We start from the raw sequence: 14,037 nt of genomic DNA, 5'->3' as shown, positions 1-14,037 counted from the left end.
GAGTGCGGAGCCGGCCTCAGTCCCAGCGGTACCCCTCGCCCCGGACCGTGACGATGCGGGATGCGCCGACCTTGCCCCGCAGATAGCGCACGTACACGTCGACGACGTTGGAGCCGGGGTCGAAGTCGAGCTCCCACACCCGGCTCAGCAACGTCTCACGGCTGAGGACCTCGCCGGCGTGGCGGAGGAATTGCTCCGCGAGGGCGAACTCGCGTGCCGACAGGTCGATGTCGCGGCCGTCGACCGTGGCGCGCCGGGTCAGCATGTCGAGGCTCACTCCGTCGCGCGTGATGACGGTGGCCGGCCCCGGAGTCTCGCGCAGGCGCGACCGCACCCGGGCGAGGAGCTCAGCCACGACGAACGGCTTGGGCACGTAGTCGCTCGCGCCGGCATCCAGGCCCTCGACGGTGTCGTTCGTGCCGCTGCGCGCCGTCAGCATGATCACGGGGACGGCCGAACCCGACGCGCGGATGCGGCGCAGGACGTCGAAGCCGTCGATGCCCGGCAGCCCGACGTCGAGGATGACCAGGTCGATCTCCTCGGTGTCGAGCAGCTCGAGCGCCGTCTCACCGTCCTCGGCGACGACGGGCTCGAGGTTCTCGGTGCGCAAGGCGCGCTCGAGGAGGGCGATGATGTGGGGTTCGTCATCGACGAGCAGGATGCGGGTCATCCGATCTCCTTGCGCTGGAGCACGACTTCCCCGGCCCGCACCGGCGCCGGCAGGCGCAGGGTCGAGCGGAGCGGGATCGTGATGGTGAAGGTGGCGCCGCCGCCGGGTGTCTCGGTGACGGTGCAGGAGCCGCCGTGGCCTTTGGCGATGGCGTCGACGATCGCGAGGCCCAGTCCGGACCCGCCCGCCGAACGACGCCGACCGCCCCGGTCGAAGCGGCGGAAGATGCGGTGTCGGGCAGCCGGTGGGATGCCGGGGCCGTGGTCGCGGACCCAGAGGTGGAAGGCCCCCGCGTAGACACCGCTGCCGAGCTCGATCGCGGTGCCGGCGGGGGTGTGTTTGGCGGCGTTGTCGGCGAGCTGCAGCCAGGCCTGCAGCAGACGGTCCGCGTCGCCGTGGATGATGCCGCGCTGTGTCGACTCCACCGCCCATTCGTGTCCCGGGATCACGGTGACCAGGTCGACGACCCTCTGGGTGAGGCTCTCGATGTCGACCTCGTCCATCGTGAAGCGTTCGCCCTCCACGGAGGCGAGAAGATCGATGTCGCCGATGAGTCGCGTCATCCGGTCGAGCTCGCCGATCGCGATCTCACGCACGGCGTCGACGTCGGCCGGGTCGCTCGCGTCGACGAGCTCGAGGTGCCCGCGCACGATCGCGATCGGCGTTTTCAGTTCGTGGCGGACGTCGTCGAGCAGCCGACGCTGGGATTCGACCGCGGCGTCGAAGGCATCCTGCGCAGCCGCCTCGCGGGGCGGTGTCGCCAACAGGGGCCACCCGACGAGCCCCACGGTGAGAAGGGTCGCGAGCCCGACGAGGGCGAAGGCCAGCACCGCCGCCCACGGGAGGCGCGCCCCGACGAGGAGGAAGACCAGCAGCGAGCCGATCGCGGCGACGACGAAGCCGGCGCACACGATCACCAGGACGATCCCCAGGATGCGTGCGCGCCGGGCTTCCGACCGCGACGGGTTCACCCTCCGATTATCAACCAGGGTGAGTCATCGAGAGCAGGTCGAGCTTGTCGTCGAGCTGCGCTTCGGTCAGCTCGCCCCGCTCGACGTAGCCCAGGTCGATCACCGCTTCGCGGACGGTGATGCCCTTCGCGACGGAGTGCTTGGCGATCTTCGCGGCGGCCTCGTACCCGATGAGCTTGTTGAGCGGGGTGACGATCGACGGCGACATCCCGGCGAACGCCGCTGCGCGCTCGACGTTCGCCTGCAGGCCGGCCACCGTCTTGTCGGCGAGCACACGCACGGCGTTCGAGAGCAGGCGGATCGACTCGAGCAGGGCGGTTCCCATGACGGGGATCGCGACGTTGAGCTCGAACGAGCCCGAAGCGCCGGCCCAGGCGACCGTCGCGTCGTTGCCGATGACCCGCGCCGACACCATCAGCACGGCCTCGGGGACGACGGGGTTGACCTTGCCGGGCATGATCGAGGAGCCGGGCTGGAGGTCGGGGATGTGCAGCTCGCCGAGGCCGGTGTTCGGGCCCGAGCCCATCCAGCGGATGTCGTTGTTGATCTTCGTCAGCGACACGGCGATGGTGCGAAGGGCCCCCGACGCCTCGACGAGACCGTCACGGTTGGCCTGAGCCTCGAAGTGGTCCTTCGCCTCGGTGATCGGCAGCTCGGTCTCGGCCGCGAGCAGCTCGATGACCTTCTGCGGGAAGCCGAGAGGCGTGTTGATCCCCGTCCCGACGGCGGTGCCGCCGAGGGGCACTTCGCCGACGCGGGGCAGCACGGCTTGGAGGCGCTCGATGCCGAGACGCATCTGGCGTGCGTATCCGCCGAATTCCTGCCCGAGGGTGACCGGCGTCGCGTCCATGAGGTGTGTCCGACCGGACTTCACGACATCCTTCCACTCCTCCGCCTTGGTCTCGAAGGCGACCGCCAGGTGATCGAGCGAGGGGATGAGGTCGTCGATGAGCGCCTGGGTCACGGCGATGTGCACCGACGTCGGGAAGACGTCGTTGGACGACTGCGAGGCGTTGACGTGATCGTTCGGGTGCACCGTGCTGCCGAGCGCACGAGTCGCGAGGGTGGCGAGCACCTCGTTCATGTTCATGTTCGACGACGTACCCGAGCCGGTCTGGTACGTGTCGACGGGGAAGTGGGCGTCGTGGCGGCCGGTGACGACCTCATCGGCGGCGGCGGCGATCGCGTCGGCGATGGCGGGGTCGAGCGTCCCGAGCTCTTTGTTGGCGAGCGCGGCGGCCTTCTTGATCCGCGCGAGCGCGGCGATCTGGCTCGACTCGAGTCCGGAGCCCGAAATCGGGAAGTTCTCGACCGCGCGCTGGGTCTGCGCGGCGTAGAGGGCGTCCTTGGGGACGCGGACCTCTCCCATGGTGTCGTGCTCGATGCGGTACTCGATGTCGGTCACGTCGTTGTTCCTCTCTCGGTGGGGATGTCGTCAGGATGCGGCGTCGTCGTGGACGTCGCCGAGGATGATGGAGGGTTCTGCGGCGCCCTCGCCGAGCCGGTAGTTCGCGCCGACGATCGCCAGCCGGCCCTCGGCGACGGCGGTGCTGATGAGCTCGGATGCGTGCAGCAGCTGCCCGACCGTGTCGCGCAGGTGCTCGCGTCCGACGACCTCGGCGTCGACGTTCTCGGGGGTGATGCCGGAGTCGGCCCCGGCCCGCAGCACGCGGCGGACGGCGGGCACGATGGGAGAGATCTGCCGCCAGATGAGCGGCGGCAGCGGGGGAGCGTCCACCCCGGTGCTCTCGATCGCGGCGCGCACGGCGCCGCACGCGTCGTGCGCGAGGACGACGATGAGCGGGACGTTCAGGACCGCGACCGCGTACTCGAGGCTGCCGACGACGGAGTCGGAGATCACCTGGCCGGCGTTTCGGATCACGAAAAGGTCGCCGAGGCCTTCATCGAAGATGATCTCCGCGGCCAGGCGCGAGTCGGAGCAGCCGAACAGCGCGGCGCGCGGGGTCTGCGAGCCGGCGATCTCGTGGCGGCGCTCGACGTCCTGACGGGGGTGGCGCGGGGTGCCTTCGACGAAACGGATGTTGCCCGCCCGCATCTCATCCCAGGCTTCCTGGGGAGTGGGGGATGCCGGAGCGGCCGCGGTCGACGTCATGGTGTCTCCTCCTGCAGTTCGACGATCTGTGTCGCGAGGCCGCGCGCGGCGGTGCGCACGGTCTCGGCGTCGATGGCCCCGCCGCCGTAGACGAGGATCGTGTCGGCTCCCGCCTGGGTCGTCAGGGCGTAGGAGATGTTCCCGGCTCGAGCGGGGTCGGGGATCTCGAAGACTTCCCACGCCACCCCGTCGATGGTCTCGGTCGACGTGGTTCGTGAGCCGCTGATCTGACGTGATGCCCAACCGGCGTCGGCGTCGAATGCCTGCTGCACGTTGACGTATCCGCTCGCGGGGGCGTAGACGATCTCCCAGGTCTGGACGTCGTCTCCGGCGAGCTCGGCCTTGTTCACGCGCCACGTCTCGGGAACCGTCGGCGCGACGAGCTGCCGGCCGATGCCCGAGCCGACGTCGCTCGCGACCGCCGCGACGTCGATGCCGGGTTGCTCGGGTACCGAGCCGCGAGGCACGGCGAAGACGATGACGGCCACCACGGCGACCGTGACGATGAGGGCGGCCAGCAGGTTGCGGACGTTCTGGCTCGATCGGTAGACCTGCGACGACGCCGCCTTGCGCGCCGCGGTCTCGTCGGGGGTCTCGGGGCGCCCGAGCTCGGCGACGACGCGGGGGCCCTTGGCCATCACGCGTCGTCCGCGCGCGTCGCGCGCGCTTCGTCGAGCCGGCGCTTGGCACCCAGCAGCCATTCCTCGCATTGTGCGGCGAGCTGTTCGCCCCGCGTCCAGAGGGCGAGCGACTGCTCGAGAGTCGGCGCCCCCTGCTCGAGCTCGGCAACCACACGGACGAGCTCGTCGCGCGCCTGTTCGAAGCTGAGGGTCTCGACGTCGGCGGAGAGCCCTTCGGCCGGCGGAGTCATGTCAGCCATTCTAGGACGGGTCCGTCGGTGCGCCCGCCGCGTCCGCGGGCGCGGCGCCGTCGTCGATGGCGCCCTCGGATCGCGCCGCGAAGGCGCCGCGACCGACGGTGACGGTCACGCGCGAGCCCGCCGGCGCCTGGGCCGCCTCACGGACGATGACGCCGGCGTCGAGATGTGCGATCGCGTAGCCGCGATCGAGCGTCGCGCCCGGCGACAGCGCGCGGAGAGTCGCGCGGAGCCGAGCGACCTCGTGCCCCGCGCTGTCCATGCGACGCGTCACGATGTCGCGTCCGCGGGCCGTGAGGATGTGCAGCTCGTGAGCGCGGGTCGTCATGAGCGACTCGGGGTTGCGCAGCACGGGCCGCGATCGAAGCTGTTCGAGCTGCGCGAGATCGTGCGCGACCCGCTGCGTCAATCGGGTCCGGGCGCGGCTGCGCAGCTGCTCCACGAGCGCGCGCTGTTCCACGACGTCGGGCACGACGCGCTTGGCGGCATCGGTCGGCGTCGACGCGCGCAGGTCGGCGACGTCGTCGAGCAGTGGGTGGTCGTTCTCGTGGCCGATGGCCGAGACGACGGGTGTCGTGGCCGCCGCCACGGCGCGGAGCAGCCGCTCGTCGCTGAAGCCCAGGAGAGTCTGCGGGTCGCCTCCGCCGCGGGCGATGATGATGACGTCGACCTCGGGGTCGGCGTCGAGGGTGCGCAGCGCCGCGATCGTCTCGGGCACGCATCGATCGCCCTGCACGGCCGCGTGCACCGTGCGGAAGGCGACGTGGGGCCACCGCAACTCGGCGTTGCGGTGCACGTCGCGCTCGGCGTCGCTGCGCTCGCCCGTGATCAGACCGATGGTGTGGGGGAGGAAGGGCAGAGCCTTCTTGCGGGACGGATCGAAGAGCCCCTCCGCTCGCAGCTGGGAGCGGAGCCGCTCGAGCTGGACGAGCTGGTCGCCGAGTCCCGTCGGGCGCATGGCCGAGACCGTGAAGGAGAAGTCGCCCGACTTCACGAAGTAGTCGCTCTTCACACAGGCGACGACGCGGTCACCGACCTGCGGGTTCGAGCCGAGGCGCTGCAGGGTGCTCGACCAGAGGCGGAACGACAGCGCGGCATCCGCTTCGGCATCCTTCAGACGGCCGAACACATGCCCGCCTCGCAGGTTCCACGAGGTGATCTCGCCCTCGACCCACACCGCGTTCCACCGCTGCACGAAGTCGCGGATGGTCTCGTTGAGTCGCGAGATCGACGTCGGCGTCTGCGGCGAGGAGTCGCGGGGGTGGACGGCATCCGGCGGCGGCGCCTGATCGGACGCGGTCTCGAACGACGGCATAGGGCTCCTCACGGCCGGTTCCGAGCGGCCGGCAGGATGCGCCTCGTAGAATCGAGGAGTGAGCACTCCCGCCGTCCGGCTGCCCGTTCCCCGCGTGCCGGGGCGTCACGGCCGTCTCCAGGATATCCCTGTGGGCGCCGCCAAGCGGGTGCTGCTGGCAGCGCCGCGCGGATACTGCGCCGGGGTCGACCGTGCCGTCGTCGCCGTCGAGAAGGCGCTCGAGCGTTTCGGCGCTCCCGTCTACGTGCGCAAGCAGATCGTGCACAACATCCACGTCGTTCGTGAGCTGGAGGAACGGGGCGCCGTGTTCGTCGACGAGGTCGACGTCGTTCCCGAGGGCGCGCACGTCGTCTTCAGCGCGCACGGCGTGTCGCCCGCGGTCGTGTCCGCAGCGTCGGACCGGGGCCTGCAGGCGATCGACGCGACGTGCCCGCTCGTGACGAAGGTCCACCGCGAGGCCGTGCGGTTCGCGCGCGATGATCGCGAGATCCTGCTCATCGGACACGAAGGACACGAAGAGGTCGAGGGCACCGCAGGCGAGGCGCCCGAGCACATCACGGTCGTCACGTCTCCCGAGCACGCCGACACCGTCGTGGTCCGCGATCCTTCGCGGGTGGTGTGGCTGTCGCAGACGACGCTCTCGGTCGACGAGACGATGGAGACCGTGCGTCGCCTGCGCGCCCGGTTCCCGGAGCTCCAGGATCCGCCGTCGGACGACATCTGCTACGCGACCCAGAACCGTCAGGTCGCGATCAAGAAGATCGCCGCCGAGACCGACCTCGTCATCGTCGTGGGGTCGGCGAACTCGTCCAACAGCGTGCGGCTCGTCGAGGTCGCGCTCGAGTACGGCGCGCGCGCTGCTCACCGCATCGACTACGCCGACGAGATCCGCCAGGAGTGGCTCGAGGGCGTACGCACCGTCGGGGTCACGAGCGGCGCGTCGGTGCCCGAGGTGCTCGTGCAGCAGGTGCTCGCGAGCCTGGCAGACGCGGGCTATGCCGACGTCGACGAGATCCGCACGGCGGAGGAGGACCTCATGTTCTCGCTGCCGAAGGAACTGCGCACCGACGCCGCGGGCAAACAAGATGCCCGCGCGCGCGGCGGACGGGGTCGATGATGGACGACCAGGAACGCCCTCGCCCGCAGTACGGCGAATACGCCACCCCCGAGGAGCAGCGCGCCCGGATCGCGGCACTCGGCGGAGAGGCGCCGCACCCCGATGTCGTCGAGACGGCGCAGGTGCCGGCGGGCTCAGCGGCATCCCATCACCACGACTCCGCGCCACAGCGGCTCGCGTCCCCGCGCCCGACCACGTCGGCTGCGCGTCCGTCGCGACTCGCCGACCGCGTCATCACGGTCGCTCTCCTCGCCTACGGGCTGGTCACGGTGCTGGGCGCGATCCCGCAGCTCGTCGACTTCGCCGGATTCGCGCAGACGTGGATGGATATGGCGGGTATCGACGCGACGCTCGCCGACCCCGCCGGTGGACGCGCCTGGGGCGTCACCGCCGCCGTGGTCTACGGCGCCGGATGGCTGCTGACCGCGGTGCTGTCGTGGTGGTCGTTGTCGCTGCGCCGTCTGTCGTGGTGGATCCCGCTGGTCGGCGCCATCGTCACCTTCGTGATCGTGAGCCTGCTGCTGGCGGCGCCGCTGCTGTCGGACCCCGGTGTTCTCGACGGGCTGACCACGATCCGCTGATCCGGGCCAGGACGAACGACGACGCCCCGCGGACTGATCCGCGGGGCGTCGTCGTTCGCGTGCTGGTGGTCAGCTCTGGGACTTGCCGAACGAGCCGAGCTGCTTGGTCGCCTCGACGACGCGAGCAGCCATCGCGGATTCGGCCTTCTTGCCCCACGCGCGCGGGTCGTAAGCCTTCTTGTTGCCGACCTCGCCGTCGACCTTCAGGACGCCGTCGTAGTTCTGGAACATGAATCCGGCGACCGAACGCGTGAAGGCGTACTGGGTGTCGGTGTCGATGTTCATCTTCACGACGCCGTTCGCGACGGCGAGGGCGATCTCTTCGTCGGTCGAGCCGCTGCCGCCGTGGAAGACGAGGTCGAGCGGCTTCTCGCCCGTGCCGAACTTCGAGGCGATGCCGGCCTGGATCTCGCCGAGCAGCTCGGGCTTGAGCTTGACGTTGCCCGGCTTGTAGACGCCGTGGACGTTGCCGAATGTGAGCGCGGCGATCCAGCGGCCCTGGTCGCCGAGACCGAGGGCGTCGACGACCTGCGACACGTCACCGGTCGTGGTGTAGAGGGCGTCGTTGGAGCCTTCGTGCTGGACACCGTCTTCTTCGCCGCCGACGACGCCGATCTCGACCTCGAGGATGGCGCGGATCGCCTTGATCCGGGGCAGCAGCTCCTTCGCGATCTCGATGTTCTCTGCGAGCGGCACGGCCGAGCCGTCCCACATGTGCGACTGGAAGATCGGCTGGCCGCCGTCGGCGACCGCCTCTTCCGATGCCGAGATGAGCGGCAGCAGGAAGTCATCGAGCGCGGGCTTCGGGCAGTGGTCGGTGTGGAGCGCGACCGTGATGGGGTAGTTCTTGGCGACCTCGTGCGCGAACTTCGCGAAGGCGAGCGCGCCGGTCGCGCGACCCTTGACGGTGTGTCCGGCGAAGTAGTCGGCGCCACCGGTCGTGACCTGGATGATGCCGTCGGAACCGGCCTCGGTCAGGCCCTGGAGGACGGCGTTGATGGACTGCGAGCTGGCAGCGTTGATGGCGGGGTAGGCGAAACCACCGGCCTTCGCGCGATCCAGCATCTCTGCGTACTGTTCGGGGGTGGCGATGGGCATGAGAGCTCCTCAAATCGGCGGTGTTACCGAGCCCACTTTATCGAAGGCCGCTGCCGCCGTCCGCGGGGCGGCCGGAGAAACGACGCCGCTTGTTGCCACGGGTTCGCGGCGCGGCCGGATGTACGGAATCGTTAAGAATCCCTATTCCTTCGTGGGCGCGCGGCCGAAAGCGGCGGATCCTCGCGCCTGCCCGCACCTATGCTGTGGCCCATGGTGAGTTTGACCGCCGACATGAGTCCGCTGCATCCCGACCGTAACCTCGCGCTCGAACTCGTGCGCGCGACCGAGGCGGCGGCGATCCGTTCGGTGCCGTTCATCGGTCGCGGGCAGAAGGAACTCGCCGACGGGGCGGCGGTCGACGCGATGCGGGCGTTCCTCACGACGGTGAACTTCGACGGGGTGATCGTCATCGGCGAGGGCGAGAAGGATGCCGCTCCGATGCTGTTCAACGGCGAGAAGGTCGGCACCGGTCGCGGCCCGCAGGCCGATATCGCCGTCGACCCGATCGACGGCACCACATTGACCGCCGAGGGGCGTAACAACGCCCTCTCCGTGATCGCGGTGGCGGACCGGGGGGCGATGCTCGATGCTTCGTCGGTGTTCTACATGGACAAGCTCGTCACGGGGCCGGCGGGCGTCGGTGTCGTCGACATCCGGCTGCCGATCGCCGAGAACATCCGACGGCTCGCGAAGGCGCTCGGCAAGCCGGTCGACGAACTGGTGGTGTCGGTCCTGAACCGGCCTCGCCACGCGCAGCTGATCCAGGAGATCCGGGATGCCGGCGCGGGGACGCGACTGATGAGCGACGGCGACGTCGCCGGCGGGATCAACGCCGCACGGCATAACGCCCGGACGGACATGTGCGTGGGCATCGGCGGCAGCCCGGAGGGCATCGTCACGGCGTGCGCCATCAAGGCTCTCGGCGGCCACATCCAGGGCCGGCTGTGGGCGCGCGACGACGATGAGAAGCAGCGCGGCATCGACGCGGGCCTCAGCCTCGACGGTCACGTGTACGAGGCGGATGATCTCGTGCGCGGTAAGAACACGATCTTCGTCGCGACCGGCGTGACCAACGGCGAGCTCGTCGGGGGTGTTCGACGGGAAGGCGACTACGTCTACACCGAGAGCGTCGTGCTGCGTGGCGCCTCGGGAACGTTGCGCCGGATCACCTCGGAGCACCTCACGTCGAAGTGGCTCTGAGTTCGGCCGGGTAACTATCGCGACACGACTGCGTGTCAACCACTGATGCTCCCAGGAAGCCTCTGTCAGAATGGGCACCGGTATCAACGGCGATGACCACCCTCACGTCAGCACCCGGGAGAACCATGTCGATGACAGCAAACAACCCGCCGACCGGTCAGGTCGCGGTGACGATCGACCCCGCGCGACGTCCGGACGTGCTGCTGCGCCGGCGCCACCCCGAGGGACACCAGATGAGCGCGTGGTGGATGATCGGCGCTTTCGTCGCGGTGTCGGTCGCCGTCGTCGGCCTCGTCAACATGTTCCCCGCCTGACCGGGCGACTCTTCCGGTCGTCCTCACAGCCGCTCACGCAGTTCACCGACGTCTGCGCTGAGCAGCTCGGGAGCCGTCGTCATCCGCGTCGATGTCTCGATCGGCGCGGGCGGGTTCGCCGCTTCGAGCCGCGTCTCGTCGATGCCCGGGAACTTCCGTGCCGTCACGAGCACCCGGCTCTCGAGCGTTCCCACGAACTTGTTGTAGGACTCGACCGTTCGCTCGATCGCGCGCCGCAGGTCGTTCGCGTGCGATGCGAGGCCGCCGAGCCGCTGATACAGCTCGTTGCCGAGGTCGAACAGGCGCCGGGCCTCGTCGGAGACGTCCTGCTGCGTCCAGGTGTAGGCCACGGTCTTCAGCACCGCCCACAGGTTGACCGGTGAGGCGAGCGCGACGCGACGGCTGAACGCGTAGTCGAGCAGCGCGGGATCTTCGTCGAGAGCCGCAGCGAGGAGTGACTCGCTCGGGATGAAACACACCACGAACTCGGGACTCGAGCTGAGACCCTGCCAGTAGGCCTTCTTCGCCAGCGCATCGACGTGAGCGCGGACCGCTTTGACGTGCGCGGCCAGCAACGCCTTGCGGCGCCGGGCGTCGTCACCCTGCGCCGTGACGGGGATGGCGCTGGCTTCGAGATAGGAGTCGAGGGGCACCTTCGCGTCGACCGCGAGCGCCTTGTCGCCCGGGAGACGCACGATCAGATCGGGCCGACCCGCCCCGCTGTCGGACGAGATGCTGGACTGCAGCTCGAAGTCGACGTAGCGCGTGAGCCCCGCCGACTCGACGATGCGTCGGAGCTGCGTTTCGCCCCAAACACCGCGGGCGGCGCTCGAGCGGAGGGCGCCGGCGAGCGACTCGGTCGTGGATCGCAGAGCCTCGTCGGTCTCGCGCCCGAGTCGCAGCTGCTCGGCGACGGATCCGAACTGCTCGCTGCGTTCGCGCTCGAGGAGTTCGACCTTGGCCTGCATCGCCTGCAGCGACTCCTGTACGGGGGCGAGTGCGCGCAGCACCGCTTGCTCTCGGCGTTCGCGTTCGTCGCGTGCTGCCTGGTCGAGTCGCGCTTGGGTTCCCATCTCGCGCTGCAGTTCGCGTTGGCGCTCGAGCTGATCGGCGTGCGCGTCGCGTTCGGCCTCCGCTACCGCGGCACGCGCTTCGAGACGGGCGCGGTCGGCTGCCCCGTCACGCGAGGCGCGCGCGGAGCCCGCGAACCATCCGCCCGCGGCGGCGATGACAGCGACGACGATGAGAAGGAAGACGAGAGGGGCGTCCATGTGTCCAGGATGCCGGGTGGTTCCGACATCGCCTGGAGGCGGCGCGCGGCGCGGCGCTCTCGGGTCTCGTGGGGGCGGGTGCGGGAGGATGCGGGAATGAGCGATTACGTGCGGCCCGAGATCGATGCGCCGGTCTTCCGCGACGCGGAGGGAAGAATCATCGAGTACGGCAACCGCTGGCCGGGATCGCCGCCCGAAGACACGTACTCGGTCGATACGCATCCGGAGCGCTTCGCGCCCTTGCATTCTGTCGCCGACGCACTCATCACGCACCTGCGCGACGAGTACGACGTCGTGGTGGATGAGGGTGTCGCAGTCGCCGGAGACCTGAACAGGCCGAGCTTCTCGGACGTCGTACGAGCGGTGCGCCTCCGCCCGTCCGATCCGCGGTGTGCGACCCTGACCGTCGTCTTCGACGTGTACCCGGGCATCTCGGTGCACTCGGGGCTGCTGCACGACGCGCGTTACCCGCACTGCGGCTGCGATGCGTGCGACGAGGAGTGGCGGTCTGTCGCGACGGATCTCGAGCAGCACATGTTCGCCGTGGTGAGCGGGAACTTCCGCGAGGCCATCGTGCCCGGTGCCGAGCTTCCGGTGCGGCACGCCTTCACATACCCCGAGGGCGGCCGGTCCAGCCAATCGCGCGTAGACGAATTCCCGGCGGATCGGCTGTCGAGGGCCAGCGCGGTGCTCGGCGACCTACCGGACGGGTGGGCCCCGTGGCCGCGCGCGCAGGGGGCGTCGGTCGGTGGTGCGTAGTTCCTCCCCAGAGGAGCACTGTGATCACGGGAGCCATGACGCGAGTTCACCTTCGTGCTGTCGCATTCCTCGACGCCGGTGCGCGTTGCGCGCAGCTCACGAGTGTCGCGCTGAGATCGCAGGGGTCGCGTAGCTCATAAGGGGAAGCCCATCGGAATGCGCGTCATCGGGAGGCGGGGGAATCACCCGCAGAGCCCGCGGTCGTGCGTACGCCGAATCGGCGGCCCGCGCCAGCGAACCGGCGGCGACTCGCGCACGGCGAACCGGTGGCGACTGGCGCACGCCGAACCGGCGGACTCGTCAGAACGGTGGAGTCTCGGGGCCGGGTGGGTCTGTCGCGGTGAAGGTGACGAGTGGTGGGGGTGCGTCTTGGCGGTAGACCCGTCCGGTGGGTGAGGTCCAGACGAGTCTCCCGCCGGTGAGTTGTCGTACGTGCCATCGGGTGTGGTGTTTGACGTCGTGGTGTCGTTTGCAGAGGTTCGCGAGGTTGCACACGTGCGTCGGCCCTCCGTGGGAGGCGGCGATGGTGTGGTCGAGTTCGCAGCGGATGGCGGGTTGCCGGCATCCGGGGAACCGGCAGTGCCGGTCACGTGCCCGCAGGAGCCGGATCATCGCGTTCGTGGGCCGGTAGGTGTCGCATTCGAGCACTGTCCCGGTGACCGGGTGGGTGAGCAGCCGGGCCCAGGAGGTGGTGTTGCCGGCGAGTTCGCGTGCGGTGGCCGCGTCGATGGGGGAGCGTCCCGCGAGATCGGCTGGCCCTTCGTCGTGGCCCATCAGGGTGAGGGCGGAGACGCTGACCTGGACGTGTGCGCGGATCGCGCCGAGGGTCCCGTCGCCGTCTCCTGCGTCGGTGGGGTCGAGGGAGGGTGTCCCGGCGAGGAGGAGGTCGCTGAAGACGTCTGCGCGGACCTGGTCGATGGTGCGGGCGTCGTCGACGAACGACGACCCGACGTGGATGGCTGTGTCAGCATCGGTTTCGGTGCCTTTTGCGTCGGCTCGGGCGGCGGGGATGTCGGGAGCAGCGCCGTTTGCGTCGGCTCGGGCGGCGGGGGCGTCGGGCTGCGCGCGGGCGGTGATGATCTCTCGCGCTTGCAGGGTGAGGCGGTCGACGATTCCGTCGGCGATGACGGTCGGCAGCGTCGCGATGAGGTCCGACATCCCGTCTGGGCCGGGCTGGACTCGCACGCACCGCCCCGCGACGGCTTCCTGATGCCGTTCGGTGAACGAGCGCGGGTGCAGGCGTTCGGCCACCATCCGCAGTGCGTCGCGCACCCGGTTGGGGGTCTCGCCTTCGCACTTCTCGATCGCGACGCGTTCGAACCCCGCGCGATCTGCCGCCGGGACGATGCAACCCACCTCCTGGATCACCCGGACGTGAGCGCGGACGATGCGGCCTGCCTCCCACGCCGCCATCGTGAGCGGGTAGTTGTCCACCAAGTCGCGGGCCTCGTCGATCCGGCGTTGCAGCGTCCGGTCGGTCGCGACGAACACCCCGGCCAGCTCGGCGGCGATTCCGCGCAACGCCATCTCCCGCGCCTTCACGCGCTCGGACGCGCCAGAAGCCTGCCGCTCGGCTAGCGCGCCGGCGGCGGCGAGCACCCGAACCTCACGGATCTGCGCCAGCCGCGCATCATCCGCCGCACCCTCGGCATCCGCCACGAGCTGCGCGAGAGCGTCGACGTCTGCGTCGCTGCCTATCCCGCGGCCGAGCGGGCCATTCGAATGCATGTTCGAATACTGTCATGGACCTC

At 69.9% G+C, this 14,037-nt stretch carries 15 protein-coding genes; 5 read left to right on the top strand and 10 right to left on the bottom strand.

Annotation, left to right across the window (positions count from 1 at the left end):
• Positions 1-16 precede the first annotated feature (16 nt).
• The 7 genes from QUC20_RS09160 to xseA are packed head-to-tail and all read right to left on the bottom strand — an operon-like array spanning position 17 to position 5,946.
• Positions 17-670: a response regulator transcription factor gene (locus tag QUC20_RS09160; RefSeq protein ID WP_120262446.1), complete on the bottom strand. Its 654-nt coding sequence runs from the start codon at positions 668-670 to the stop codon at positions 17-19.
• Positions 667-1,641 (bottom strand): sensor histidine kinase, encoded by a 975-nt coding sequence (locus tag QUC20_RS09155; protein WP_289329660.1) that lies wholly within the window; start codon positions 1,639-1,641, stop codon positions 667-669. The genes QUC20_RS09160 and QUC20_RS09155 overlap by 4 nt, the downstream gene beginning before the upstream one ends.
• 10 nt (positions 1,642-1,651) lie before the next feature.
• Positions 1,652-3,046 carry a class II fumarate hydratase gene (locus QUC20_RS09150; protein ID WP_289329659.1) on the bottom strand — a complete coding sequence of 465 codons (1,395 nt, stop codon included), beginning with the start codon at positions 3,044-3,046 and terminating at the stop codon, positions 1,652-1,654.
• 30 nt (positions 3,047-3,076) lie between these two features.
• On the bottom strand, positions 3,077-3,754 hold the full coding sequence (locus QUC20_RS09145; protein ID WP_120262448.1) for a carbonic anhydrase: 678 nt from the start codon (positions 3,752-3,754) through the stop codon (positions 3,077-3,079).
• Positions 3,751-4,392, bottom strand: coding sequence for a DUF4245 family protein (locus QUC20_RS09140; protein WP_289329658.1), 642 nt, complete (start codon positions 4,390-4,392; stop codon positions 3,751-3,753). The genes QUC20_RS09145 and QUC20_RS09140 overlap by 4 nt, the downstream gene beginning before the upstream one ends.
• The gene (locus tag QUC20_RS09135; protein ID WP_289329657.1) at positions 4,392-4,625 is read right to left on the bottom strand and encodes an exodeoxyribonuclease VII small subunit; all 234 of its coding nucleotides are present in this window, start codon (positions 4,623-4,625) and stop codon (positions 4,392-4,394) included. The genes QUC20_RS09140 and QUC20_RS09135 overlap by 1 nt, the downstream gene beginning before the upstream one ends.
• A gap of 10 nt (positions 4,626-4,635) precedes the next feature.
• Positions 4,636-5,946: an exodeoxyribonuclease VII large subunit gene (gene xseA / locus QUC20_RS09130; RefSeq protein WP_120262450.1), complete on the bottom strand. Its 1,311-nt coding sequence runs from the start codon at positions 5,944-5,946 to the stop codon at positions 4,636-4,638.
• A gap of 58 nt (positions 5,947-6,004) precedes the next feature.
• Here xseA and QUC20_RS09125 point away from each other — a divergent pair, with 58 nt between their 5' ends.
• Both QUC20_RS09125 and QUC20_RS09120 read left to right on the top strand, forming a co-directional pair.
• Entirely contained in the window at positions 6,005-7,063 is a 1,059-nt protein-coding gene (locus QUC20_RS09125) for a 4-hydroxy-3-methylbut-2-enyl diphosphate reductase (protein WP_289329656.1), read from the top strand.
• The gene (locus QUC20_RS09120) at positions 7,060-7,644 is read left to right on the top strand and encodes a DUF6264 family protein (protein ID WP_289329655.1); all 585 of its coding nucleotides are present in this window, start codon (positions 7,060-7,062) and stop codon (positions 7,642-7,644) included. The genes QUC20_RS09125 and QUC20_RS09120 overlap by 4 nt, the downstream gene beginning before the upstream one ends.
• A 69-nt stretch (positions 7,645-7,713) precedes the next feature.
• Here QUC20_RS09120 and fbaA read toward each other — a convergent pair whose 3' ends face one another.
• Positions 7,714-8,742, bottom strand: coding sequence for a class II fructose-bisphosphate aldolase (gene fbaA, locus QUC20_RS09115; RefSeq protein ID WP_289329654.1), 1,029 nt, complete (start codon positions 8,740-8,742; stop codon positions 7,714-7,716).
• 210 nt (positions 8,743-8,952) lie between these two features.
• On the opposite strand from fbaA, the gene glpX reads away from it, so the two are divergent.
• The gene (glpX, locus tag QUC20_RS09110; RefSeq protein WP_036304839.1) at positions 8,953-9,942 is read left to right on the top strand and encodes a class II fructose-bisphosphatase; all 990 of its coding nucleotides are present in this window, start codon (positions 8,953-8,955) and stop codon (positions 9,940-9,942) included.
• Positions 9,943-10,073: 131 nt separating this feature from the next.
• Entirely contained in the window at positions 10,074-10,256 is a 183-nt protein-coding gene (locus QUC20_RS09105) for a hypothetical protein (RefSeq protein ID WP_023950432.1), read from the top strand.
• 23 nt (positions 10,257-10,279) lie between these two features.
• On the opposite strand, the gene QUC20_RS09100 is transcribed toward QUC20_RS09105, so the two are convergent.
• Positions 10,280-11,527, bottom strand: coding sequence for a DNA recombination protein RmuC (locus QUC20_RS09100; RefSeq protein WP_120262455.1), 1,248 nt, complete (start codon positions 11,525-11,527; stop codon positions 10,280-10,282).
• A gap of 96 nt (positions 11,528-11,623) precedes the next feature.
• Here QUC20_RS09100 and QUC20_RS09095 point away from each other — a divergent pair, with 96 nt between their 5' ends.
• Positions 11,624-12,286: a DUF6226 family protein gene (locus QUC20_RS09095; RefSeq protein ID WP_289329653.1), complete on the top strand. Its 663-nt coding sequence runs from the start codon at positions 11,624-11,626 to the stop codon at positions 12,284-12,286.
• 300 nt (positions 12,287-12,586) lie between these two features.
• Here QUC20_RS09095 and QUC20_RS09090 read toward each other — a convergent pair whose 3' ends face one another.
• The gene (locus QUC20_RS09090) at positions 12,587-14,014 is read right to left on the bottom strand and encodes an HNH endonuclease signature motif containing protein (RefSeq protein ID WP_289329652.1); all 1,428 of its coding nucleotides are present in this window, start codon (positions 14,012-14,014) and stop codon (positions 12,587-12,589) included.
• Positions 14,015-14,037 lie beyond the last annotated feature (23 nt).

Source organism: Microbacterium arborescens (assembly GCF_030369635.1).
In the GTDB taxonomy this organism is placed as follows: Bacteria; Actinomycetota; Actinomycetes; order Actinomycetales; family Microbacteriaceae; genus Microbacterium.
This window is presented reverse-complemented; position numbering and strand designations above follow the sequence as displayed.

What these genes read in the sequence shown, in the direction of transcription:
- QUC20_RS09135 (WP_289329657.1), bottom strand. Translation starts at nt 4,625, where the DNA reads ATGACTCCGCCGGCCGAAGGGCTCTCCGCCGACGTCGAGACCCTCAGC.
- QUC20_RS09090 (WP_289329652.1), bottom strand. Translation starts at nt 14,014, where the DNA reads ATGCATTCGAATGGCCCGCTCGGCCGCGGGATAGGCAGCGACGCAGAC.
- QUC20_RS09145 (WP_120262448.1), bottom strand. Translation starts at nt 3,754, where the DNA reads ATGACGTCGACCGCGGCCGCTCCGGCATCCCCCACTCCCCAGGAAGCC.
- QUC20_RS09120 (WP_289329655.1), top strand. Translation starts at nt 7,060, where the DNA reads ATGATGGACGACCAGGAACGCCCTCGCCCGCAGTACGGCGAATACGCC.
- QUC20_RS09100 (WP_120262455.1), bottom strand. Translation starts at nt 11,527, where the DNA reads ATGGACGCCCCTCTCGTCTTCCTTCTCATCGTCGTCGCTGTCATCGCC.
- QUC20_RS09095 (WP_289329653.1), top strand. Translation starts at nt 11,624, where the DNA reads ATGAGCGATTACGTGCGGCCCGAGATCGATGCGCCGGTCTTCCGCGAC.
- QUC20_RS09105 (WP_023950432.1), top strand. Translation starts at nt 10,074, where the DNA reads ATGACAGCAAACAACCCGCCGACCGGTCAGGTCGCGGTGACGATCGAC.
- fbaA (WP_289329654.1), bottom strand. Translation starts at nt 8,742, where the DNA reads ATGCCCATCGCCACCCCCGAACAGTACGCAGAGATGCTGGATCGCGCG.
- QUC20_RS09160 (WP_120262446.1), bottom strand. Translation starts at nt 670, where the DNA reads ATGACCCGCATCCTGCTCGTCGATGACGAACCCCACATCATCGCCCTC.
- xseA (WP_120262450.1), bottom strand. Translation starts at nt 5,946, where the DNA reads ATGCCGTCGTTCGAGACCGCGTCCGATCAGGCGCCGCCGCCGGATGCC.
- QUC20_RS09140 (WP_289329658.1), bottom strand. Translation starts at nt 4,392, where the DNA reads ATGGCCAAGGGCCCCCGCGTCGTCGCCGAGCTCGGGCGCCCCGAGACC.
- glpX (WP_036304839.1), top strand. Translation starts at nt 8,953, where the DNA reads ATGGTGAGTTTGACCGCCGACATGAGTCCGCTGCATCCCGACCGTAAC.